This window comes from Exiguobacterium oxidotolerans JCM 12280 (assembly GCF_000702625.1).
In the GTDB taxonomy this organism is placed as follows: Bacteria; Bacillota; Bacilli; order Exiguobacteriales; family Exiguobacteriaceae; genus Exiguobacterium_A; species Exiguobacterium_A oxidotolerans.
The window spans coordinates 1,734,045-1,758,486 of sequence record NZ_JNIS01000001.1; the positions used below are offsets into that span (position 1 = coordinate 1,734,045).

The 24,442-nt window shown below is 47.9% G+C and carries 23 protein-coding genes; 15 read left to right on the top strand and 8 right to left on the bottom strand.

All coding sequences use genetic code 11. The annotated features are described in order from the left end of the window. Window positions 1-112: 112 nt before the first annotated feature. From P403_RS0108930 to P403_RS0108970, 9 genes are all read left to right on the top strand, one after another. Window positions 113-451 (top strand): zinc ribbon domain-containing protein YjdM, encoded by a 339-nt coding sequence (locus tag P403_RS0108930; protein ID WP_029332297.1) that lies wholly within the window; start codon window positions 113-115, stop codon window positions 449-451. 143 nt (window positions 452-594) lie between these two features. Continuing rightward, window positions 595-1,020: a DMT family transporter gene (locus P403_RS0108935; RefSeq protein WP_029332298.1), complete on the top strand. Its 426-nt coding sequence runs from the start codon at window positions 595-597 to the stop codon at window positions 1,018-1,020. Between the two features lie 12 nt (window positions 1,021-1,032). After that, window positions 1,033-1,698 (top strand): Crp/Fnr family transcriptional regulator, encoded by a 666-nt coding sequence (locus P403_RS0108940; protein ID WP_029332299.1) that lies wholly within the window; start codon window positions 1,033-1,035, stop codon window positions 1,696-1,698. A gap of 12 nt (window positions 1,699-1,710) precedes the next feature. After that, on the top strand, window positions 1,711-2,181 hold the full coding sequence (locus tag P403_RS0108945) for a DMT family transporter (RefSeq protein WP_029332300.1): 471 nt from the start codon (window positions 1,711-1,713) through the stop codon (window positions 2,179-2,181). 3 nt (window positions 2,182-2,184) lie between these two features. After that, the gene (locus P403_RS0108950; RefSeq protein ID WP_029332301.1) at window positions 2,185-2,886 is read left to right on the top strand and encodes a YjjG family noncanonical pyrimidine nucleotidase; all 702 of its coding nucleotides are present in this window, start codon (window positions 2,185-2,187) and stop codon (window positions 2,884-2,886) included. 141 nt (window positions 2,887-3,027) lie between these two features. Continuing rightward, the gene (locus P403_RS0108955) at window positions 3,028-3,468 is read left to right on the top strand and encodes a GNAT family N-acetyltransferase (protein ID WP_034801086.1); all 441 of its coding nucleotides are present in this window, start codon (window positions 3,028-3,030) and stop codon (window positions 3,466-3,468) included. A gap of 465 nt (window positions 3,469-3,933) precedes the next feature. Then, window positions 3,934-4,479 (top strand): sigma-70 family RNA polymerase sigma factor, encoded by a 546-nt coding sequence (locus tag P403_RS0108960; protein WP_029332303.1) that lies wholly within the window; start codon window positions 3,934-3,936, stop codon window positions 4,477-4,479. Next, the gene (locus tag P403_RS0108965) at window positions 4,448-5,809 is read left to right on the top strand and encodes a DUF4179 domain-containing protein (protein WP_029332304.1); all 1,362 of its coding nucleotides are present in this window, start codon (window positions 4,448-4,450) and stop codon (window positions 5,807-5,809) included. Before P403_RS0108960 ends, P403_RS0108965 begins: the two co-directional genes overlap by 32 nt. A 63-nt stretch (window positions 5,810-5,872) precedes the next feature. Further along, complete coding sequence (locus P403_RS0108970; protein WP_029332305.1) at window positions 5,873-6,352, top strand: GNAT family N-acetyltransferase; 480 nt, start codon at window positions 5,873-5,875, stop codon at window positions 6,350-6,352. A gap of 92 nt (window positions 6,353-6,444) precedes the next feature. Here the strand turns inward: P403_RS0108970 and P403_RS0108975 are convergent, their stop codons facing one another. Together P403_RS0108975 and P403_RS0108980 are read right to left on the bottom strand one after the other, a co-directional pair. Beyond that, window positions 6,445-7,011, bottom strand: a complete 567-nt coding sequence (locus P403_RS0108975) for a hypothetical protein (protein ID WP_029332306.1) — start codon at window positions 7,009-7,011, stop codon at window positions 6,445-6,447. A gap of 45 nt (window positions 7,012-7,056) precedes the next feature. Next, complete coding sequence (locus P403_RS0108980; protein ID WP_029332307.1) at window positions 7,057-7,662, bottom strand: hypothetical protein; 606 nt, start codon at window positions 7,660-7,662, stop codon at window positions 7,057-7,059. 124 nt (window positions 7,663-7,786) lie between these two features. Between P403_RS0108980 and P403_RS0108985 the strand changes: the two genes are divergently transcribed. The 3 genes from P403_RS0108985 to P403_RS0108995 all read left to right on the top strand — a co-directional run bounded on the left by P403_RS0108985 (window position 7,787) and on the right by P403_RS0108995 (window position 10,702). After that, on the top strand, window positions 7,787-8,830 hold the full coding sequence (locus P403_RS0108985; RefSeq protein ID WP_029332308.1) for a YcjF family protein: 1,044 nt from the start codon (window positions 7,787-7,789) through the stop codon (window positions 8,828-8,830). Between the two features lie 64 nt (window positions 8,831-8,894). Beyond that, entirely contained in the window at window positions 8,895-9,530 is a 636-nt protein-coding gene (locus P403_RS0108990) for a peroxiredoxin-like family protein (protein WP_029332309.1), read from the top strand. A 218-nt stretch (window positions 9,531-9,748) separates the two neighbouring features. Beyond that, a complete protein-coding gene (locus P403_RS0108995) occupies window positions 9,749-10,702 on the top strand; it encodes a type I phosphomannose isomerase catalytic subunit (protein WP_029332310.1) in 954 nt (317 codons plus the stop codon). A gap of 65 nt (window positions 10,703-10,767) precedes the next feature. On the opposite strand, the gene P403_RS0109000 is transcribed toward P403_RS0108995, so the two are convergent. Then, window positions 10,768-12,102, bottom strand: a complete 1,335-nt coding sequence (locus P403_RS0109000; protein WP_051667335.1) for a sugar phosphate nucleotidyltransferase — start codon at window positions 12,100-12,102, stop codon at window positions 10,768-10,770. Window positions 12,103-12,143: 41 nt separating this feature from the next. Between P403_RS0109000 and P403_RS0109005 the strand changes: the two genes are divergently transcribed. Beyond that, window positions 12,144-12,755 carry a response regulator gene (locus P403_RS0109005; RefSeq protein ID WP_029332312.1) on the top strand — a complete coding sequence of 204 codons (612 nt, stop codon included), beginning with the start codon at window positions 12,144-12,146 and terminating at the stop codon, window positions 12,753-12,755. On the opposite strand, the gene P403_RS0109010 is transcribed toward P403_RS0109005, so the two are convergent. From P403_RS0109010 to P403_RS0109020, 3 genes are read right to left on the bottom strand one after another with little or no spacing between them, the layout of a single operon-like run. Beyond that, entirely contained in the window at window positions 12,739-13,605 is an 867-nt protein-coding gene (locus P403_RS0109010) for a glycosyltransferase family 2 protein (RefSeq protein ID WP_034801089.1), read from the bottom strand. The genes P403_RS0109005 and P403_RS0109010 overlap by 17 nt on opposite strands. Continuing rightward, window positions 13,602-14,741, bottom strand: a complete 1,140-nt coding sequence (locus P403_RS0109015) for a glycosyltransferase family 4 protein (RefSeq protein ID WP_029332314.1) — start codon at window positions 14,739-14,741, stop codon at window positions 13,602-13,604. Before P403_RS0109015 ends, P403_RS0109010 begins: the two co-directional genes overlap by 4 nt. After that, window positions 14,738-15,931 carry an oligosaccharide flippase family protein gene (locus tag P403_RS0109020; protein ID WP_029332315.1) on the bottom strand — a complete coding sequence of 398 codons (1,194 nt, stop codon included), beginning with the start codon at window positions 15,929-15,931 and terminating at the stop codon, window positions 14,738-14,740. Before P403_RS0109020 ends, P403_RS0109015 begins: the two co-directional genes overlap by 4 nt. A 53-nt stretch (window positions 15,932-15,984) precedes the next feature. Between P403_RS0109020 and P403_RS0109025 the strand changes: the two genes are divergently transcribed. Further along, window positions 15,985-17,139: a glycosyltransferase gene (locus P403_RS0109025; RefSeq protein WP_029332316.1), complete on the top strand. Its 1,155-nt coding sequence runs from the start codon at window positions 15,985-15,987 to the stop codon at window positions 17,137-17,139. Window positions 17,140-17,195: 56 nt separating this feature from the next. Here the strand turns inward: P403_RS0109025 and P403_RS0109030 are convergent, their stop codons facing one another. After that, a complete protein-coding gene (locus tag P403_RS0109030) occupies window positions 17,196-21,647 on the bottom strand; it encodes an MFS transporter (RefSeq protein WP_051667336.1) in 4,452 nt (1,483 codons plus the stop codon). A 136-nt stretch (window positions 21,648-21,783) separates the two neighbouring features. Continuing rightward, window positions 21,784-23,310 carry a methyl-accepting chemotaxis protein gene (locus P403_RS0109035; protein ID WP_029332318.1) on the bottom strand — a complete coding sequence of 509 codons (1,527 nt, stop codon included), beginning with the start codon at window positions 23,308-23,310 and terminating at the stop codon, window positions 21,784-21,786. 209 nt (window positions 23,311-23,519) lie between these two features. Here P403_RS0109035 and ypfJ point away from each other — a divergent pair, with 209 nt between their 5' ends. Then, window positions 23,520-24,365, top strand: coding sequence for a KPN_02809 family neutral zinc metallopeptidase (gene ypfJ, locus P403_RS0109040; protein ID WP_029332319.1), 846 nt, complete (start codon window positions 23,520-23,522; stop codon window positions 24,363-24,365). Window positions 24,366-24,442 lie beyond the last annotated feature (77 nt).

A 24,442-nucleotide genomic window follows, 5' to 3' on the forward strand; every position in this document is an offset into this window, starting at 1 on the left:
TGACCGGTTTTTTATTTTTGGTAGAGAGTTGTTCGGATTTTCGACGTACATTAGCATCAGACACGTTATACTAAACAGGGAAGAAACAATGAAAGACTTGGAGGAATCACACATGACTGAATATCCAAACTGTCCGAACTGTGGATCGAGCTATACATATGAAGACGGAAATCTGTTCGTCTGCCCGGAATGTGGCCATGAGTGGACGCAGGCTGAAGCGGACGTGACAGAGGAGACATCTGTCATCCGTGACGCGAACGGAAACGAATTGCATGACGGCGACACGATTACGGTCATCAAAGATTTAAAGGTCAAAGGGACATCACTCGTCGTCAAACAAGGAACCCGTGTCAAAGGAATCCGTCTCGTCGAGGGAGATCATGACATCGATTGCAAGATTGATGGCCTGGGCGCAATGAAGCTGAAATCAGAGTTCGTCAAAAAAATCTGACGACAAAACCGCCAGTCAATTCGACTTGGCGTTTTTTTTATTTTCGATGAATGAATTTATGTTCAGGACAGATGTCCTTTATCAATCATCCACCATCGTTTTAGGATAGGATGAGAGAAGACAATGAAAGGAAGGCGATACAGATGCGAGGTATCCTTTTTGCAATCAGCGGCGGTTTTTTCCTGACGCTCCAAAGTGTCGCCAATGCCCGGATCAGTGATGGGATCGGGACCTGGCAGGCAGCGACCGTGACCCAAATGACAGGGTTCATCGTCGCCTTATTGATCACATTCGCTTTACGTGACCGGACCTTCCAAGAGATGCGACACGTCAAGCCGCTTTATCTATCAGGGGGCGCCCTGGCGGCGGCTGTTTTGTTCAGTAACATTACAGCCGTGCATTTGATGGGGGTGACACTGACGATTTCACTCTTTTTGATTGCCCAGCTTGGTCTGGCCCTGTTGATTGATTGGAACGGATGGTTCGGGATGATAAAACGCCGGTTGCAGCTGCCCCAAGTCATCGGAATTTTATTGATGGTCGGCGGTGTCTTGATTTTGAAACTATAAGGAGGGATTTGCGTGGAAGACGAACTTGCCACGTACTTGGAACGTTTTCAATTGACGCATGTCTTTGACGCCCATTTACGCCGTCACCTCGAACGTGTCGAGGTCGAACCGGGTGACTATTTATGTCGGCAGGGCGATGACGCAAAACATTTGTATTTGCTTGTCGAAGGAAAGTTGAAAATTACACATATGTCAGCAGCCGGACGACGACTTGTCCTTTCCTTCAAGCATCCGTTCGATCTGATTGGCGATATCGAATATGTCCGCCGCATCCCCTTGATGAATACAGTCGAGGCCGTGACACCGGTTCAAGTCTTCCGAATTAGTTACGCGGCACTCGAACAGGTCGGAACGGATAATCCGGCATTCTTACGTTTTTTACTCGAGACGATCACGATGAAATTCGAACTGAAATCGCACTCGATGAGTTTTAATCTCTTATATCCGGCCGAAGTCCGGCTCGCGAGTTATCTTTTGTCGATGACACCGGAACAACAAATGTTGCCGGTCACGGATTTAGTCGATGCGGCGGATTTGATCGGAACGAGCTACCGGCATCTGAACCGGGTATTGCTCCAGTTCAGCCGGGAGGGATTGATTGACCGGACGAAACGAGAAATAAAAATTATCGACCGTGCGGGTTTAATGGCACGTGTCGGGGAAAGTATTTATGAATAGGAGGCAAGCACGATGACACTTGGGATTTTACTCGCCTTATTTGGCGGGATGCTCGTCTGTATTCAAAACACCTTTAACGCCAAAGTCAAAGAACGCGTCGGAGCGTGGGCAACGACGACGTTAGTCCTTGGACTTGGTTTCCTGGCCTCGCTGACGATTGGACTGCTCGTTGAAGGAACGGCACTTTTTTCTCTGACCGGTATGCAGCCGTGGTTCTGGTTCAGCGGCATCATCGGCGTCGGTGTCGTTTTGTCTGTGACGCAAGGCGTCCAGCAACTCGGACCGAGCTATGCGATTTCGATCGTCATGGTCTCACAAATCCTCTTTGCGCTGCTCTGGGACACGCTCGGCTGGTTCGGTCTCGAACAGGTCGCATTCACGTGGACGAAAGCAGTCGGTGTTCTCTTGATTGGCGGCGGGGTGCTTCTGTTCCAACTCGGCGGAAAGCTGACAGAAAAACGGATTTTACGAAAAGGAGCATGACGGATGAGCTATACAACATTACTGTTTGATATCGATCATACCTTACTAGATTTTGACGCGACGGAACGCTGGGCGCTGCGAAAATTATTTGCAGATGAACAGCTTGAGTGGACGAAAGAACGTGAAATCCGGTACCGGTCCATTAACAAAGCCTTATGGGCAGCGCTCGAACGGGGAGAAGTGACGCGTGACGCAGTCATCTCAGAACGTTTCGTGACGTTTTTTGCAGGGGAGGGACGAGCGGTCGACGGGAAACAGATGGATGAGCGTTACCGGACGTATCTCGGTCAGGGAACGGATTTGATTGACGGGGCACATGAATTACTCGAACAGTTAAAAGGACACTACCGGCTCTACGTCGTGACGAACGGCGTCTCGCGGACGCAACATGCACGGCTCGCTGGTTCAGGACTGTCGCCATACTTCGACGAGATTTTTGTTTCGGAAGACACGGGTTATCAAAAACCGATGCGTGCTTTCTTTACGTATGTGTTCGACCGGATTCCGGCATTCCGTCCGGAGCAGACACTGCTCATCGGCGACTCCCTGACTGCAGATATTCAAGGCGGCATTTTGGCCGGGATTGACACATGTTGGTTCAATCCAAGTCAGGAAACGGCTCCTGCTGAATTGACGCCGACCTATACCATTGAACGGCTCGAACAGTTACTTGATCTGTTGCGGATGACGGAACGAGTCCTCTAACGAAAATAGGTCAAGATCATGTAAGGAAGAGCTGATAGAAAAAGAGACGTACGAAAGGGGGCGATCATGGTGAACATGACGCAAATGAATCAGGGAATGGGATGGAACTAGTAACCCATTTCAGAGAAACGGGGAATGGACATGGAAGTAAAATTACGGGGTGTTACAAAGGACAACTGGGAAGCGTGTTGTGAACTCGAGTTGACTGCAGCACAACAGGGATTTTTAGAGGGCAACGTCTACTCGGTTGCCCAAGCGAGTTTTGAACCGACGCTCGTCATGCGGGCGATTTACCGGTCAGACAGACTCGTCGGATTTTTGATGTACAATACGGAACGAGAAGAGCTGGATGGTTACTGGATTTACCGGCTGATGGTTGACCGGCGGCATCAAGGGTCAGGGATTGGTCAAGAAGCAATCGGCCTGTTGCTCGAAGAGATGCGACAGCTTCCGGCAGCGACATGCATCGTCGTCGGATATCATCCGGATAATCACGTAGCGCACCATCTGTATGAACGACTCGGATTTATCGATCATGGCGATCGGTTCGGGAAAGAAATGGCAGTCCGTTATACGTTTTGATGGAAGGAAATTTAGCTTGGTTGAGGTCTTGGATTATATACAAACTATTATGAAGCGTGAAAATGCGATATCGAGAAGCAATCCGTTCGCGCTTACCTGTCTCGCCTCGTCTTTAAAGCGGCAATCTTCTGCGCCACTACCAGCAAAGATGCAGGGTCGCGACCGATTGCTTTTCGCGGTTTTAAGAGATTCAAGACGGATTGCGCGCTAAGCTGTCTGCTTGTTTGGATTATCTTCACGGTATTTCCTGAAAAGCTTCACGTTTCGTTGACTCCTACGGAAAGAAGCGCGTGATCTACGCGCCTCACCCGAGGGGAGCGACGAAAAAAATGCTTTTATCTTCCGATATCACGTTGTCTACATGCTGGAATCTTAGCTTAGCTAAGGTCTTTTTTTTATGAAATGGATATTTTTTGAAACCTTTTCAGATAAATATTGCTCTAATGAGTAAAAGGAGGGGAAGAAATGGACTTACGAACGGAGCATACAGAGCTAGTCCGGCGTGCCATCAAGCAAGACGAAGCGGCATTCGAACAACTCATTCTCCTACATAGTGAACAGCTTTACCGGACAGCCTACGTCTATGTCAAAAACGAACAAGATGCGCTAGATGTCGTTCAGGAGACGGTCTATAAAGCATTCATTTCCATTGGACAAGTTAAAGAGCCGAAATACTTCGTGACCTGGCTGACGAAAATCCTGATCCGGAACTGTTACCGTGTTCTGAACCAACAGACAGCGGTAGCAGATTTGATTGAACAGATTCCGGTGAAGGAATCTTCACGGGAAGAACATCTCGACTTGATTGACGCCTTGTCGCACCTGCGAAAAGAATATCGGGATGTTTTGGTACTCTTTTATTTTCATGATGTCCCGATGAAGGAGATTGCCTCTTTTATCGGCATCACCTTGAATACGGTCAAGACATATCTCAAACGGGGCCGGGAAGAATTAAAAAAACAGTTGGGAGGACTTGATTATGTCGAAGCACGATCTTCAAAAGGAGTATGAACAGATTTCAGTACCGCAGGCCGCCTTACAGGAACGGATTCGTCAAGGGATGGAGCAGGGAAAGCGGGAACAACAAATCAAACGACCGAAGCGTCTACGACGTCTGATTGTTTCGACAGGACTTGCCGCATCATTGTTGCTCACATCGACATTCGTCATCCCGTCCTTTGCGACAGCGATGGCAAAAGTACCGTTACTCGGTCAAATGTATCGTCCGTTCCTCGAACAGGAAAACACCGGTACCGCGATCGGTCAAAAACAACTCGCGACCAACATCCGCCAAGTCGCAAGTGATCAGGGAATTGATATCCAAGTCATCGATGCCTATTACGACGGGGCAACGATCGGGATGAACCTGACAGTAACTGGCGTTCCGGATGTGAAGGCGGAAGCACGGTCAGGATTATATGAACTGTTTAAAGGGGATAAACGGTTTGCCGGAACGGAGACGAAAGAAGTGGTTCAGTTCAAGCAGGTCAACGGTGTCTGGCAAGCACGCATTGAATATATGCTCGGTGAAACCAAACTGCAGGATAAAATCCGGATTCCGGTTGTGTTGACGGACGTATTCGGCGTCCATGGAAACTGGACGTTTAATGTTCCGGTCAAGCGGCTTCCTGTCATAGAACAAGTTTACGGGACAACGGTCAAAAATCCGATATACCGAACAGACATCACACTGGATCGGTTGATTCAGGGCAAAGGCAGCACCTCGTTCGACTATACGACTCGCTCGCCGAAAAAAGAACGGGCCCGTGTTGAACTGACGTTGCTTGATCCATCCGGCAAGGAAATCATCCGCAACTGGACAAAGTCGTCCGAATCCGTCAAATGGACGAAAACGGCAACAGGAGCTGTCGAGCAGTCACGGTTAATTCTCGGAAACTATGTCATTCCAAAAGGGAACTATCTGTTGCAACCGTCCCTATCCATCGATATCAACACACAACCGATTCCGTTAACCGAGCCGTTGCCATTCCGCGAGCAGTCGGAAACGCATCCACTCAAGATGGAAATCACATCGATTGAGACAACATCCGAGCAAGTCGTCGTTGAATTTTCAACGAATTCCCGCTCGTCCCAATTTGATACGAAGCTTGATATCCGTAACTTGATGTATTTACTGAAGGGAACAGAACCACCGGACGGTCGGGAAATCAAAGCAAAAGTCACGGTTCTCGATGCGGACAAACAGATGTTCCGGGCGACGTTCCAGTTGCCGGAACCATCTGAACATACGCGGGAAGAATATTATCTCGAAACGGGTTACAGCAATACCCTCGTCAATACACCACTTGAATTACAACCTATTCCGTTTACGGTCGACTAACAGGAAAACCGGACCCGATGTCGAACTCCAAACGAATAGCGATTGAATAAGGAGTGGGAGAGTATGAACGTACGGGCAATGACCGCAACCGATTATCCCGAAGTCGGTCGGATTTACCAACAGGGGATCGAGACGCAGAATGCGACGTTCCGAACGAAAGTACCGCCGTTTGACTACTGGGATACCCATCATCACGTACACAGCCGGATCGTTGCGGAGGAGGCGGGACGGCTACTCGGTTGGGTCGCCATCAGTCCGTTTTCATCGATTCCGGCCTATGCCGGTGTTGCCGAAGTCAGTTTATATATTGATGAAGACGCACGGGGAAAAGGAGTCGGGACGGTATTGATGCAGGCCGTCATTACGTCGAGTGAAGCAGCGGGTATCTGGACGTTGCACGCACAAATCTTTCCGGAGAATACTGCCAGTCTCAAACTCCACAAGCGATTCGGTTTCCGGGAAGTCGGTCGTCGGGAACGGATTGGACAGTTGGCTGGTGTCTGGCGGGATACCGTGTTACTCGAGCGGAGAAGTGAAATTTAAAAAAATGGGGCTGACGCAAAAGTCGATTTCTACACAACTAAGGGTGGCAGATATTAAGTCTGCTACCCTTAGTCTCGTTCAAATGAAGTCACTTATGATTCAAGTGGAGATAACACGAGTGCAAAAACCCGCTCGTCTTTCTTTACATCGATGTCCTGAGGACCGTGAATATCAATGGACGAACTCGTCTTGATTTCACTGTCAATGTTCGTGGACAAGCGACGAAGCGTCAACACATCGTAATCGCTGATGGTGAATGTGTCTCCTTGAGCCTGCATGCTAAGGGCAACCGGTTTTTGTTTTAATGCTTTGCTGGCACGCATGATTCCACCTTCAAAGCTTGCCCCAAAACGAATGTATTTTGCGGTGGAAGACTGCATAATACGGAGCGTTGTATCATAGTCATCCGGAGAGATTTCCATTGAAAAAAGTGTCCGCTCCTTGTGATTCGGTAAAAATTCAACCCATCTTAGAAAATAGGCCTTACTCAATTTACCTTCCAAATGAAAAGCGGCGATGTCTTGATCATTGATTTCTGCAAAGGCTTCTTCACCGGCTTTTATTCCAAGCGGCGTCACAGTCAGGCGATCGTTTTCAGGTGAGAGACAGCCACTCAGTAATAGAGTGGCGAATAAGCAAGCAATGCCAAATTTTTTCATGCAGTAACACATCATTTCTTAAGAAGATTGTAGGAACGTCAGATTTTACTTTTGATTGGATAATACGATTCCGAAAATCCGCTCTCCTTTTTTGAGGGGCACGTCAGCGGGACGCGTGACCTCGTTTAAATTAAATCCACGCATTTCCTCATTTTTCGACAGGTGGTAGACCATCAAAAGATTATAAGGGTTCGCCGTAGCCGTTTTTGAGCGGAAGTCGGCACCACGGACGATGTAATCGTCGAGATGCGTAAACGTATCGTCACCGAAAAGTACCGTATCACCGACGTCAATTCCAAATTTAATCAGATTGTCCGAGAAAGACTGGGAAAACCGGATTGCGGTATCGTACTTTTTCGGTTCAAGTTCCATCGAGAAGAGGACATGTTCTTGTTTGTTCGGGAGGTATTCGACACCTTTTAGCCAATGGGTCGTCGTTAATGTTCCTTTTAACTGAACGGCGCCAATCTGTTGGTTGGCAAGTGCGGCAAATTTTTCTTCCCCTTCTGTAACGGGTAGGGGGGAGATTGTGAAGGTAGAAGCAGCCTGGGTGACAGGTGCTTTTTTCGTGGCCGATTCGATTTGATCGTGGTTTTGGCTACACCCCGTCAAGATAAGAGCGGCAAGTGGTATGTACATCCATTTTTTCATAGAAGGAGCCTCTTTCCTTTGCGTGTTGGAAACATTATCCATCATTAAGCTTATCGTTTTTCTTGGATGATTTCAATCAAGAACGGGAAAAGACTGACAGTACGTATTTTCAGGAGGGGTAACGATGGACGATTTTTTCGGTGAGGGACTTGAGACGAATGAACAGAAACGGAAGTCAAAGCTTGAGGAAGTATTTGACCAATCGTTTGAAGCAGAACGGCGCGACTTTAACCAGTCGCTTAATCAAGAAGTGACCGTCGCCCTGATTGGCGACGTCAATGCCGGTAAATCGTCGACACTAAACGCGATTCTCGGGCGTGACGTCGCGACGGTCGGAGCACAACCGGGAGAGACGACACGCATCGATCAAATCCGGCAGCACCCGGAAGATAAAGTCATCTTCGTCGATACGCCGGGACTCAATGATGCGAACAGCTTAAATTCGGATACGACATGGCAATTTTATGAGAGTGCTGACGTCATTTTGTATTTCTTGAATGCGGCGGGGACCGTCTTATCGGAGACGGAAACAAAAAACTTTAATAAGATTTATGCTCATAACAAAAACATCCTCATTGTCGTGACAAAAATTGACGCGACAAATGACTTAGAGACCGTCACCCGGCACATCGAATCGAAGTTACCGGGACCGACCCTTGTCCCTGTATCAGCGAAGGACGGAACAAATATCGACCGGCTGCGGCGTGAGGTGCTCGACATCTTAAAAAAGTTCGATAAGGATAATCTGTTTGTCCGCGAAATCGATCCTTCATTACGAGGGAAAATCGCCAACAACTGGATTGTCGGCGCCGGGACAGCAGCGGGAGCGATTGGTGCGGTCCCGTTCCCGGGCGCGGACATCATCCCTTTGACGTCGATTCAAATCGGCTTGATGCTGAAGCTGTCGAACTTATACGAACGCAATTTATCGAAAGAGAGTGCAAAAGAATTGCTTGTCGTGACGATCGTCGGTAATTCAGGAAAAACGGCGTTTCGTCAACTGGCAAAGATGGTACCAGGATACGGGGCTGTCTTTGGAGCAGGTATCGCCTCGACGGCGACGCTCGCACTTGGTTACGGAACGAAATATGCCTATGAAAACAAAATTGAACTGACACCGGAAAGTTTGATGGGATTCGTCAAGCGCTTCCGAAAGAAGTCGGAGTGAGCAAAATCTCAGTCATTTGTCAGACACCCTGTTATGCTAGGAAACACAACAGGGAGGGATTGTCATGTCTACATTATTAGAAGAGATTCAAGCCTATCAGGAACAGTTCCGTCAGAAAGCGCCGGCTGAAAAGCAGCGGCTGATGACGCAGGCAACAGAAGAACTCGCAGCATCGAACGGAGCAAAAGGATTATCTGTCGGAGATGAGGCACCTCGCTTTACGCTACCGAACGCGGCAGGGACATCCGTCGCTTTAGCAGATTTACTTACACAAGGTCCTGTCATCGTCACGTTCTATCGTGGCGGCTGGTGCCCTTACTGTAACTTAGAGCTCCGTGCGTACCAACGTGAACTGGCGAAGATTCAGGAAAAAGGAGCGACACTCGTCGCGATCAGTCCTGAGACACCGGATCATTCACTCTCGACACAAGAAAAAAATGACTTAGAGTTCGCTGTCCTCAGTGACGTCGATAATGTCGTCGCGGGTCAATTTGATCTTGTCTTCGAGATGCCGGACTATTTAGTTGAAGTGTACAAAGAATCAGGGCTGGACGTCGCCGGACATAATGGGAATGAAGACTGGCAGCTACCGAAACCAGCAACGTTCATCATTCAGCCGTCAGGTGAAATTTCGTTTGCTGACGTTCCGTCTGACTACACGCAACGTGTTGATCCGTTAACGATCATCTCAAAACTGTAAATCGCTTAGGAGAAAGCGTCACGCTATCTCTTTTATGATCGAGCTCCGTCCTCACCCCTGTGGTGAGGGCGTTTTTGTATTTCCTGTCAAAATAACGAGTAGTATCATAAGGTGCTGTTTTGTTGTAAATTGTATATAAATGGGTATAGAAAGGTAACGAATTGAAGAAATGGAGGTGCGGCGTCTCTCCTTTCCTTATAGAAGAGTTCGCTACTAGGATGTATAAATTAGAACCGGTATTCAAAGAACGGATTTGGGGTGGTCGTCGTCTCGAGGAGTTGTTTCAATACGATTTACCAGTCGGTAAAATCGGAGAATGCTGGGCTGTTTCCGCACATCCTAGTGGTTTAACACGTCTGATCGAAGGACCGAATCGTGGACAGACGCTTGATGTGTTATGGGCATCACAACGGCTTGAATTATTTGGCTCCTATGCACTCGATTCGTTTCCTTTACATGTGAAGTTGCTGGACTCTTCCTCTTACTTATCGATTCAAGTTCATCCGAATGATGAAGAGGCAAGACGTCTTGAAAATGAACCGTATGGAAAAAGTGAATGCTGGTACGTCCTTGAAGCGGATGAAGGGGCGGAAGTCATTGTCGGGCACACGTTGACGTGTCCGGAAGAACTGAAACAGTGTGCACAAACGAAAGACTGGGACAACTGTTTACGTCACATTCCCGTTAAACGAGGTGACTTTCTTTATATCCCGAGCGGAACGATTCATGCGCTCGGACCGGGCATCGTCTTACTCGAAATTCAACAGATGAGTGACCGGACGTATCGCTTATACGATTACGATCGGTTGGACGAGCAGGGGAACCCACGAGAATTACATCTCGAAAAAGCGATTGCTGTCACGACGATACCGGATGAACCGGTCGTTTTTGAGCCGGTGGAAGAAGTCTTGCCTTCCGGAATCAAGACGACACTGCTTGAAGCTTTACCTTTTACCGTTGTTCGCCATGAAGTGACGGGACCAGGCTATCTGCTTGAAAATCATGACGTGTTTCGTCTTCTTTCAGTTGTCGCGGGAGAAGCGGTCGTCCGTCAGCATGAGATGAGTCGGACAATCAAAAAAGGCGAACATTTTTTCATTCCGCGGGCGAGCGGAGACTACTCGGTCACGGGAGAGGTCGAATTCGTGACGAGCGAAGTGTTTCCCCGTTAGGACAGACAAAAGCGTGTAGACATCTCAAGGAAAGATGTCTACACGTAATAGAAGTAAAAAAGAGGTTATCCTTTCGAGCGTAACGAAATCGGAAGGGGATAGTTATCTTCTTCCGTCCAATCGACAGAGTATTTCACTTCAATCATGATTAAATCATCAATCGTCTTTAACGTGTGGGGAACACCTTGCGGAATGTGGACGACAGCTGGTGCCTCAAGGAGTTGGCGTTCACCATCGATAATGGCTTCTGCTTTTCCTTTAAGGATGCTCCAAGTCGAATCCGTGTGCTCATGATAATGGTGGCTAATCTTTTGATCTGCTTTAATGTGCAAACGGCGTGTGACGGCATAACGTCCGTCATCAAGTAGTTGTTGATGCAAAATTGTCGCATATCCCCAGCGTTTCCATTCGAATTGAGGTGGCAAGTCTTGATCGACGAGATATTCCTTGAGATGGGGAGTCTCTTCTTTAGAAGAAACGAGCACACCATCCGGACTGACGGATACGACGAGATCTTCTAAGCCGATTCCGAGTACAGGGACTTGCAGTTCATTGACGATATGCGTATTCGTCGACTTCAAAAGCCGTGCATTCCCGTGAAGGACGCTTGGCATTTCTTCCGTTAATGTATTCCATGTTCCGAGGTCCTTCCAGTAGCCTTCGTAGCGATGGACATAAATTGATTCCGTTTTTTCGACGATTGCATAGTCAAATGAGGTTTTTTCCAAAGCGTTGTAGGAGGCAAGCAGGTCACGGTATGCGGTCGGGACATCTTGCGCAGTCAATTGCTTCATCAGGAAACTGAGTTGGCAGGCGAAAACACCGCAGTTCCAAAGGGCACCTTCTTGAATCAACTGTTCCGCAACAGCCGTCGTCGGTTTTTCTTGGAACTTTTTGACGCGTGCCATCTTGTCTCCCGTCTCCGGTATGATGTAGCCATATTTCGGCGTCGGGTGCAGCGGTTCAACGCCCATCAAATGGAGTGCCTCCGGATGGGAATGGGCGGCTTCGTCGAGTGCTGTGAACGTTTCGAAGAATGAGGTATCGACATACGGGTCGACGGGCATGATGACGATTGTTTCCGTCGGATCGACGATTTCCGCCAAGTAGCTGGTCGCGAGCATGATGGCGGGAAACGTATCGCGGCGCGAAGGCTCACAGATGACAGCGACATCCTGACCAAGTTGATGCTCGATCGCATCAAGTTGCGCTTCCGTCGTCGTGATGACAGTCCGTTCGGATAAGCCGACCTCCTGGAGCTGGAGGAAAACACGCTCCATCATCGATTGTTTTTGTCCTTGGTTATCTTCTAAGATTCGTAAAAACTGTTTCGAGCTTAAGTCATTTGAGAGCGGCCAAAGCCGTTTTCCTGAACCACCAGATAATAAGAGAATATACATTGTCATCCATCCTTTCGATAAAAAAATGGGGGTAGTTATACATGGCACTTTACTTATTGGTAGATCCACATGAGCCGACTCGGAAAATTTTACAAAGGAAGTTAGTAGAAAATCAGCAACGTGTAATCGAGGCTGTATCAGCAGAACAAGCACTTGAATTAATGGAACGTCACGATATCGATGTCATCATCACAGAACTGCGATTACCAGAAATGGACGGGGTCGAACTCTTGAAGGAGGTAACGAAACAGCATCCACTCATTCGACAAGTCGTCTTAACCGATTATGTCCAAATCCATACCTTACTCGCGGCCGTTAACTCTGGGAACATTAGTCGGTTGATGACAAAACCATTAAAGGTCGATGCGACGATTTTACGAATTCTTGAAAAGATTGGTGAAGAAGTCGTCGAATTGAAATCTCGTAAAATGATCATCTCGAGAGCCTTTAATGAAGTATTATTGAATTCCAATCGTCCCTATTGCCTATTCTTTGAAGATGGGACGATTATCGGTCAGCGTGAGCTAACTCCGGAAGATAAAAATGCACCGATTGACGAAAAAAATGGTGTCCGTCGCCTAGAGTTCCCGACCCAGTTCGGAACGTTCATCCTTTATCAATCGACTGCATCGACGCTCACGAAACCCGTTTGAAAAGAAGCGAACTGACACCAATCAAGCTGAGACGAAGATACATGTAGATGACACCGGCCGTCAACTTAGGATGACTAGCGTACTTCCTGATGTTTGCCGGATGGTAAAGGACCGGACGGAAGAAGTACCACCGTTGAAGTGCTTTCAGGAAACCGCCTTCTTCACTTGCCAGCGTCGTCGGCATGACGTCAAAATAATAGCGTTTTTTCTTCAACAGGTCGGCGAGCTCGACCTGTTTTTCATTGTGGCGGACGAACGTAAACGTGGCGCGTCGAATTTCACCGCCTTGTTCGAGGTAGCGAATCGTCGGTTGTGTTTCTTCGAAGCTGATTTGACCCGGGTCGATTTCACCCGACTTTACATACGCGTCGAGTCGCCAAAACCGAGCGGCTTCAATCGAATTCGAATCCAGTCGGTCGTTCGGTACGTTAAAGAGGTTACGTTCGAAGACTTTGACTTGACTGAAGTAATTGGAATACTCGCTATAGGCCTGTTCCGGAATGACGAGGGCACCGATGGAAGGATGCGCCTCAAGGTAGAGCAGACAACTTTTTAACAAATCATCAGCCAACACCATATCGGAGTCGATGACGTAGAGATAAGCGACACCGAGTTCTTTTAATCGATCAATCGCCGTCTTGCGGGCAATTCCGCGCTCACCGTGGGGCAGTGCAATGACTTCGAACCGTTCATCGCCGGCAGTCATCTGGCGCATCAAAGCGACGGTGCCGTCAGTCGAACCATCGTCAGCGATGACACACCGGAATGGTGTCTGTTGCAGTTTGAGAGAAGTGATTGTTTCATGGATGATGGCTTCATTTTCATACGTCGACATGGCAATTCCAATCATTCATATCCCTCCTTGAATTGTGATGGGACGAGTACGGCTTCGAGCCATTCCCGAAAATGCTGTCCCGTATTATCCCAGTGGAGCGTCTTCGCGAAACGATGGGCGGCGTAACGAATCGTGTCGTATTGTTCGCGATCCTTTATGCATGAGCGCATTTCGACGGCTAAAGCACCTGGTGTCTGGGACGTTGCCATATATCCTGCTAACCCATATTGGACGGCGTCCCGTAAACCAGGGGCGTCATAGACGATTGTCGGTGTCCCGACTGCTGCCGCCTCACTGACGGTCAATCCCCAGCCTTCGCGTTTCGATGGGAACAGTAAAGCAGTCGCGCGACTCATCCGTTCAAGTTTTTCTTCCGCACTGACAAAACCGAAGTAGGTGATGTCTTGGCGCATCTCTTCTGGGACGAGAGGATTCAGTTCGCTTTCAATATAGCCCTCATCCTTTTTACCAATCACCCAAAAGCGTGCTTCGGGAAACTCTTGTTTGAGCGTCACGAATGCTTTAATCGCATCGTTGATTCCTTTATAGGCGGACATCCGTCCGACATAGAGGAACGTCGGCTGTGCTTCTTTGGCTTGCCATTGTTCTTCCGGCCAAGGGATGAAATCGAGACCTTCCGGTAAAATCGTGACACGTTCTGTTACGAATCCGATATCGATTAAATCGTCAGCGGTCGACTTACTGACAGTCAACGCCAAATCGTTCCGGTAGAGACGGAGGCGGGGCGTCTCCGTCTGTTCTCCTAACCAGGCGTACGGTTGTTTGACGTTGATCTTCCAAATTTCACGTGTCAGTTGATGAATGAAGAGGACACGTTTTGTTCGTGGTACATAAAGTGGAGTGAAAAATTGATGGGTATTGACTTGATCGACGACAAGGTCAATCGTCGCGGCATGCGTCTGGTAATAGCTACAGGCGTAAGGGATGACGGTCGCGAGTGTCCCGCGCCGGATGTATGTGATACCGTCGAGAAATTCGACGTCATGTCCACCTTCGAAGCGAGGGGAAATATGAGTGATGCGGTAATCTTCAGCGACACGTTTTAACATTTCATGAGTGAACACTTCGGCACCACCTGCTTTTGGATGCTTGATGTCACGCCAAGATAAAAATAAGAGATGTGGTTTCATGCGTCATGTCCTCCTGGGGTCGTAGTAGGTACGCGATATCTTCTGAGGATGAAGCGTAAGAAGATGGCACTTGCGAGAAAAACGACGACTTGAGCCGTCAACCAAATTTCAATCGTTTGTCGAAAGAGTAGAAGCGCGAGAATGAGTAATACTAACGTTCCCCAGTACCATTTCAAGTAACTCGTTCGGTGTAAGGAAAACTGTACGAGTGCTTCATACTGGATTAGGGTGATACCGCTGTAGATGAGTGCCATGTATTTTACATACTGACCGGCTTGTTCGTATCCCTCTCCGAATAAAATGGGGATGATGTACGGGATGGCAGTGAAATAGAATAAAACAGAACAACTGAGTCCGATCAGGATTCCGATGTAAAGTTTACGCTCCCAAGCGACGAACGATTTGGACTGATTCAAACTACTGAGACGTGGTAAAAGTAACTGAGAAAGTGAAAGGGCGACGAATAACAGCAATTGACCGAAGCGAAGCGCGACGGAATAATCTCCTGCGAGTGTCGGGAAAAAACGAGTGACGAGCAAACTGTCGAGTGTGAAGAATAATGTCATGACGACTTGTGTATGAATCATATGAGTCAGACCATGCCAGCGCATCGTACCGGCGCTTTTAGGAAACGGAACTTGAACTAAACTAATCAAGTAGGCCATCAGCATGCCGATCAAGATAAAAACGAGTGCGAGTGTAACATCTGTATAACGAAGGAATAGCCAAGTGGCAGCTACTTTGACGACTGACTCGACGTAATAGGAAAGGTTCAACGCATAAAAGCGTTCTTCTGCTTGAAGAATCCCTCGTCGGAACGAGAGTAAGATATGGATTAAGATTGTAAATGCGATTAGAAGAAGGTTTATTTTGGTAAAAGGTAGAATGAATGGTAATACGTACATTAAGATAAGTAAAATGAATCCCGTGTAAAGCAGTAGCCGAAAACGTAAGTGACGGTACTGATTATCAAGGCGCTGACTCAAATCCCGTGTGACCGTCCACTGCAAAGCGCTACCGATGATCAGCAACAGCCCAAGTAAGGCAAGGTAGGCATTCAGTAGTCCATAATCGACGCTCGATAATTCACGAGCAAGTAATAAGTGGTAGGCGTAGTTGACGACATTCAGCAATACGTCAAGAAATGGAAAAATGAAAATGATCGCATGTCGATTCAAAAAGCTTGTCAAAGTATAATCCCTCCAATCCATCGATTTGAGTGAAACGGAAAGGATGAAAACGCATGAGTCAAGGGCATATCGTAGTCTTTACTGACCAAGAACGACACATTCCTTACGAAGCATTAATCTCCTACTATCCTGTACTACTTTACACACAGCCCGTTAATAGTCCTGCTTCATTTGAGCAAATCGCATTAACGGAAGTCGACACGGCGGAAGCGGAACATGATGTTAAATTGTATATCGTCGACTACGTCGCTCAACCTGACCAAATTAGAATCGTCAATTTGATCCGTCAACGGCGCCCCCGCGCGAAGGTATTATTGATTGAAGAAGTCGTCCGCGCAAAAGGTGATTTTCCATTCCAGGACATCCATGGGGACGGTGTGTTTCGTATCTTTTCCTACCGACCCTCGTATCCAAATGAGCTATTTGCAGAAGTACAACACTTGATTCATCCGGAATATCCCATTTTGAAAGACACTATAGCCTTTATATTACCAATATTTAACGAAGAGAAACGTTTTGGGCACGTCAAACAATTTTTGGAGAACCTGGCAGAACTCGTCAGTGAAGATTACATCCATGCCTCCATCAACTTTTTTGACGATGCCTCGTCTGACGGCTCACAAGATTTATTGCATGATTACCGGGCGATCGTCATGGATGCGACGGATACATTGTTCACCGTCGGCTATCTCGAAGTCCATCAAGTGGAACATAATACGCGTAAGGCAGGTTTGTTCATCGAAGGGATGCGAAATATCTCGAGCGACTATTATGTGTTCGTCGATGCCGATAATTCGTTTCAGACGGAGGACATCGCGCGATTGCTGACGGTCGCTCAGGAAGATTATTATGATATCGTCATCGGGACGAAGGATTTAACGATTGAAGACCGGGGAATGGTCCGCAGGGTGATGAGTTTTGCCAAACGAAATTTGACGCGTTCATTTTTACCAAAAGGTGTGACGGATTCGCAGACGGGTCTCAAAATCATTAACCGCCGCATCATTCATCGGATCTTACCGTACCTGCACGTCGAGAGTGGTCTAGCGATTGATCTCGAGCTGATGTATGCGGCGAAAAAAGAGAACCTACGCGTCTTTCAACAACCCGTGACGTGTATCGAACGGGAAGGGTCTCATGTCAATATCGTGAAAGATTCAGTCGCCTTTTTAAAGACGATGGCCCAACTTTATAAACGCCACCGTTAACAAATACCCGCTTGGACTCTAATCACTGTGAGTCCGAGCGGGTATTTGCGTATAGGCTATTTTTTTCTGAAGCGTCGTCTAGCTGCGAAGCGTTCACGAAGTCGCGTCCGGAACGGCTCGAACCGTTGTCCGGTCATCAATCCAATCAGTAATAGACTGAGCGGGAAGGCTAGAGCGAGTAATCCGAGTCCGGCATAATAGATTGGGCGTAGGACGACGGTGACGGCAGCCTGTTGTTGCGTCGAACGATAGAGTTGGGTGACACCGTTCAGGGCGATGTTTCCTCGCATCGGAGTGTCGCCATCTTGTAGTTCAAAGAGTGGAGTCGGCGAGTCGTTGACAGTAAAGCGACCGAGCGTCTGCTGACTCGTAATTTGTCGACGCATCAACGACTTGACGACGTCAAGCGTCTCCGGAGTTGCTGTTGCGAACAACGGTGTACCTGTCTGTTCAGCAAGCATGAATTGATCGACGAGAATCAATTTTTCATACGGCAAAAATTCAAGGTTTTTAAGCTTCAGTTTTCCGGCCGTCTTTTCATTTCCACGTGTCCAAATGTGCAGTTGCATCCGGACAGCCTCTTTGGGTGGGATGAGAATTTGTTCATAGTGATTCCAGCGACTTTTCTTGTCTTCTTCGACCTCATTGATGAAATCAGTCCCGATGACACGATCGTCTTCATCGAGGTAATAGACTTTCAGGTGACGCTGGCGGACATTTTGACTGACGGCATCAAACTGCAACAAGTACTCATGGTTCGGTTTCGCTTCGACCTTTTGTGATGCATAGATGTACCAGTCACAGGAACAGGTCGGGTCGTAGTCAATCGTATAGACTTCGTCCTGTTCACTGTCGCGGAACATGTCCTCAGTGATCGAGACACACGTCGCGCAGTTGGCGGCAGCTTCCGGTTCAGCGAGTGGTTTATCCGTGACGATTTCATTCGGGTCGAACTTATGCAGGTCGTCCATCGTGACGAGAGAAGGGACGGCACTTTCGTAATCGAGTTCTATCTCGTAGCGCCCGCTTGCAAGTGGGATGTCCGAAAGCGTAATTTGATGAAGTGTTTGATAAACGTCAGATAACGCTTCGAGTTGGTACGGGAAATCACGATAAAGCGGATCGAATGTCACCGTATGTTGACCAATCTTCTCTTTTCGAATGTCTGTCTTCTTGAAGTCTTTCGCACTCAGGGTTTGGCGATACACTTCATCGGTACCGTCACGAATCAAGACCGTCAGGCGTCCTTTCGTGTTCGTCGGTCGCGTCGCCTTTAGTTTGATGTCGTACGTGCCGTCTTCTCGAATATCAATCATACGTTTCAATGTGCCGCGTTGAGCAGCGACGCCTTTCCCGAAACTGAGGGCTGGATAGTTTCGCTCAGATTGTAAGTGACCCGTGTAATCAAACGATGTTTCGGCTTCAAGGACCATCATTGTTTTCGTAATGGCGAGCTTTTCTTCGAGTTGATCTTTTAAGTCAGTTAGTTCTGGTTTTGGAATCAAGACGATATTTTGGATGGCATTGAATCCGACTGTATTCGTGACGCGTAACGTCGAACTGGTACTATCTGCGACAAGGTTTCCGAGCGGGACCCAAACGAGCTTGGCACCTGCCGTCTGCTTTGTATTGATTGGAATGTTTTGCCCGTTGAACTCAAAATCGAGCTGTCCGCCATTTTGATTCAGGAGGACGCGCGCATAGCCTGCGTAGCGCCCGCGGACCGTCTCTTTTGTCATCTCAATCGTGTTCGGGACCATATAATCTTCGAAACTGAAAATCTTGATGTCGTGAATCCACCAATATGTTTTACGTTCCGGACGCTGGAAACTCAGCAAATCGATCCGCATCGTCGTCGCATCTTTCGGAGTGACGAACTCCCCTTGCAAGTGAATCGCATCGACGTCACCCGAGTCACGTGGGGCGACGACATAGGTTTGATTCAACTCACGATCCTTCGCGTCATAGAAGCGGACCTTGACGTGCAGGCGATCGACCCCGCGACCGGAAGCCGTGATATCGAACCGGTAGGCATTGTTCGGTAACGCTTGTAACTTACCGGACTTCGCGACCTGCCAAATGTATTTCGGGTCACCTTCAGCGACCTCTGCTCGTAAGACAGGTAAGTTATTTTCTTTTGAAATCGGGTTTGGTGATAAGTCGACGATGTCAGGATTATCGGCTTTAAAAAACGTTTCGTCTTCGAGCATCGAATTGAACGAGGCGACTTGCTTCGTCTTTAGTTGATCAAGTTTATAGACAGGTGCGTCAATCTTAGCTGAGGCGAACGATAAACCGATTCCGTCACCAAAGTCGAGGTCAAACGCTGGGTTCGTAATACCTTGCGTGCGCAAGTACCAGCGCCAATCACTGTTCGCTAAAAATGTTTTCCCCCAGTTCAAAAACGAATTGGCCGAGTCGATTGCGTCGAACGGTTTCCAAAAATACGCATCCGGGACTTGGCTTAGCAAAAGATCGTTTTCTTCTGCCATCTCGATGATGTCATCTTGTTTCAGCCACGATAGTCCGTCTTGATGGGCTTGTGTCGCAAATAAAATCGACTGTGCGCCAAGCGAGTAGTCATCGAGTGTCGAGTAGGTGACGGACCGTTCGAGTCCGTACGGTGTCAAAATCAACTGTGGGACGGTTCGTGTCCCGAGTGGTTCGATTAAATCGAATAAAGTAAACAACCCGACTTGTTTCGTCGCTAAAAGATCGTGTTGTGTTGCCAAGATTTCTTTGTTGAAGGCTTGGCGTTCTGCCATCCCGGAGTATTCCGTCCGATAAGCGAACTGATTCAGCCCAAAGGCCTTAGCGATTTGTCCTGCCTGGTCGGATCGCCCCGTGTCGAGTAAATATTGCATGAACGTCATCATATAGCCGACGGTCGGGGAGGCACCTTCGTGATGGAAGACGGTATCGGTCTGCGAACCATACACTTGAACGTCGCCTGTCGCCTTGACCTCTCCGTCAGGATTCGGATTTTTGTTCCACGTTGGCGTCGCGACACCTGTGCCCGGTTGTGTCATTTCGTCAGCAATCGGAAACTGGAGCCACTTTCCGTCAATCAATTCTTGAACAGCAGAATATTCTTGTGGCATCTTCACAGGATGATAAAAGCCTTCCATGTAGACCGCGCGATACGGGAGAAAGAATAGACTGAGCGCAATGACAGTAATGCCGATTGCGAACGTCCGGTAAAGCGCAAGTGGCAAGGTTTTTGATGGACGATTGAAAAGCGTTGCGAGACTAGAGGCGAGCAAAAGGCTATAGCTGACCATCAGCAACCCGACGAGCTTGTTCGGATCACGGAACATTGCACCGATGAGTGGCGTCTTCGTGACGAATAAAACAAAAAAGTCTGCGACCTGCTCATGCGTCCCGGTCGCAAAGACGATTAACGGAATGCTAAGTCCAGTGAAGAACAGTAAGATTGGTTGCCGATAGGAGACGAGTGCCCCGAGCAGAACGAGCAATAAAATAATACCGCCGCCAAGCCAAAAGCTGATCGGTAACGTCGTTAAGTCGAACATCGGCCACCAATAGCTCGTCAAATAAAGGACGTTTGACCAGGAGGAGTGGCGACTGAACAACATCAAGGTATCGGATACGTTGATATTGTGTTGCGATGCTTGTGAACCTGTCAAAATTGAGCCGACATACATTAAGAACCAATAGGAATTAAACAACAGGAAAATCATCGAAAAGGCGAGTGTGGATCGGACATAGAAACCGATTAACGGTTTGAGAATGCCTTCTCTTCGATGCGTCCAATACGTCTTTAAAAAAATCAATCCGACCATGATGCCCATGTAAATCAATGAAAAGAAGAAATAATGAATGCCAGCCGCCATAAAAGCGAACACGACGGCTAGTCCGACGATGTCAATCCAGGTCCGTCGCGACAGACGATCTGACAAACTGAACTTCGGATTCAATTGTTCACGGAACTTTGGATCGAAAATGTTGAAGAATAACAGTAAGGCGAGTGGGAAAACCGAATAGCCACATAATAGGTAGATGTGTTGAATTCGGGTGATGACCCAAGGGTTCAAGGCGTAAAAGAGTGCGGCGATGCCGAATGCGACGAGCGATAAAAAAGAAAAATGAGGTGAGACGTAAACGGAATGCAGTCGTTTCGTGAAAGCGAACATCGATACAGCGGAAACGATTAAGAGTCCAAAAATGAATGATTTAATCAAAATCGGTCCCGAAGCACCGAACAGTAAACTTAACAGGTAAAACGGAAAAATATAGATGAGACGAGCGACGTTCAGCAACGTCGTCGTACTCCAGCGATTGTTCCAGGCACCGAAGATTTCCTCTAAATAACGATTGGAGGATAAACCAAACGACAAATCACTAAAGACGACCATCCCTGGTTGGAAGAGGGCAGCGCCATATAAGAAGATAACAAGTAGAACACTTGATAAGACGATCGCATCTTTCCAGTACGTCCGTCCGAATCGCTTCAAGGAATCCATCAGCTGTTTTCGTGAAGTCTGCATTCAAGAACTCCTCTCTTTAAAAAGGTCAGTCTTCATTAGTTATTCGGGGTCCAGACAGGAGAATCCTAGAGTTTGTTCATTTAATTTTAATAAAAAAGCACATCAGGTTCCTCCGCCTATGGGAGGAACCTGATTGTTAGGATTCGACGTGGTTCGTCAGTTCATCAACGAGTTGTTCGAGCGAATCGGTCATTTGATTGAGTGAGTCGGTCATCGTTTCAAATTCGTGTTGGACGCCAGCCTGTTCTTCGAGTCCTGCAGCTGTCGATTCGATTCCACGACGCACTTCAAGTGAAGCGACACGTGTCGTATCCATGCGTTCACCGATTTCAAGCATTTGCGTACCGACACCTTGGCGTGCTGTTTGAATCGAGCGAATATGCTGTTCGACATCTTGAATCATTCCTGTAATATCAGCGAAGGTCTGACCGACGCGTTTCGTCATCTGACGGTTTTCCGTCAACGTCTCGGCATACGCTCGGGCCGTTGCCTTGATTTGGTTTGTGTCTTCGACAAGAGCCTCTAACACTTCCGTCACTTCATTGGCATAGCTTCGTGACTGGACGGCGAGATGCCCGACTTCGGTCACAACGACGGCGAAGCCGCGTCCCGCTTCACCGGCACGTGCAGCTTCAATCGCTGCATTGAGTGCAAGTAAGTTCGTTTGCCCGGCAATTGCTTCAAGACTCGCGAGAATCGTCTGGATTTGATCGGAGCGTCCTGTCATCGTCTCGACGGAATCGTTTAAACGGTTCGTCGCTTCGACCATTGCTTCGACCCGGCGTTCCATCGACTGCATCTCTTCATTTCCTTCACGTGCGGTGGCTGTCATATGGACGGCTGTCTCTGCCGTCGTCGCCATCTGTGTTTGAATCGTCGCAATCGCTTGATTGACTTGCTGTAACTGATTCGTTCCATGTTGCATCGATTGATATTGACCGTCGGCAGAGTCGACGATCGGTTCGATGGCAGCAGCAATCTGATCTGTGACAATAACCGAGTTTGCAGCAGCTTGCTTCAAATGTGTCGTGTTCGTTTTTAAATGACCGACCAGTGCTTCGATTTGTTGACTGACGTTCGTGATTAACGTGTTTGCTTCCGTTTCCCGTGCGTGCGCCGCGTGACGTTCACGATTTTGAACGAATACTTGAATGATCAGGGCACTGCTCGTTAAAACTAAGAACACAGCATGAATCATCAATAGACTAAACGGATACTCGGTCGTTCCGCACAGTAGCGTCGGTGCAAAAAAGAACCCGGCAAAGTGCTGAATCGCAAATAATACCGTGCTGATTAAAATCAAGTCGATTCGCCGGAAGTAGGCAATCAATGCCAGGACCATGAAAATCGAGAAGTGATATTCGACGAGTCCTTCTCCGCCGGCGATGATTGACATGCTTGCGAATGTCAGCGTCAGTGTCAAGAGAATGGCAACCTGTTTACTCTGCGGATTAAGCCGGTAGCGGATAACAGCTGCGAAGAGAAAAAAGATAGGAATCAGTGCGACGACCGTTAACGTAGCGAGCGACGCGGATGGTCCTTTTCCCTGTAAAAGGGAGTAGCCTTCTCCAAATGTTGTGAAGCGGTGGAGTCCATGGAAAATCAAAGATAAAACGACGATAAGAGACGTGATGCCAAGCATGAGTTGATGACGACGTTTCATAAAATAAAATTCCTCCGATTTCTAGTTGAAACTAAAACAAAGACGAAGTCCTGTTTTTGTAGGGGTATCAAGACTATCGGTTACACGCATGTGTTTGTTGACTGGAAAAAAAGTTAGCTGCACATCCATTATTTTTCTAAAAGAACGTAGCATGAATAAATGCCGGAACGGGTATATAAAAAACATCGAAATTAGTAGGAGGAAGACGCATGAAGTGGAAGGGAAGAGAACGAAGCTCAAACGTAGAAGACCGCCGGGGGATGAGCGGGAAAGGAGTCGCCGGAATCGGCGGTGGACTTGGGATCATCATCTTGATCGTCGTGACGTTGATGGGTGGGAATCCGGCTGATTTGCTTGGTGACTTATCCGGATCAGAGAGCGGGACGAACTCAAGTTATCAAGAAACGGCGAAAGAAAAAGAAGCCGCCGATTTTGTCTCGGTCGTGCTCGCCGATACGGAACGGGTCTGGACGAAGGAGTTCAAACAAGACGGGATGACGTACAAAGAACCGACACTCGTCCTCTATACCGATCAAGTCAGTTCCGCGTGTGGTCAAGCCGGAAAATCAGTTGGTCCTTTTTATTGTCCAGGCGATCAGAAATTATATATTGATTTAAGTTTTTATGATGAATTACAAACTAAGTACGGGGCGCCTGGCGACTTTGCGATGGCTTACGTCATTGCCCACGAAGTCGGACACCACGTCCAGACCTTACTCGGGACATCAGACGAAATCATGCCGCTTCGCCAAAAGATGAGCGAAGAGAAATTCAATAAATACCTCGTCCGGTTCGAACTACAGGCGGATTATTATGCCGGCGTGTGGGCGCATCACGCCCAAGGCGAAAACTTGTTAGAAGAAGGCGACCTTGAAGAAGCACTGGGTGCTGCAAATGCTGTCGGAGACGATACGCTTCAGAAGAAAGGGCAAGGATACGTCGTGCCGGAAAGCTTTACGCACGGGACATCGAAACAACGGAAAAGTTGGTTCCAAAAAGGTTTTGACAACGGAACGATTGAAGGTGGCGACACGTTCAAAGCAGCAAACTTATAAACGGATGACTTCAAAAAGAGACCGTTCCGAGTGGGGAACGGTCTTTTCAGTTTGTTGTATGTCTTGACACTAAATGT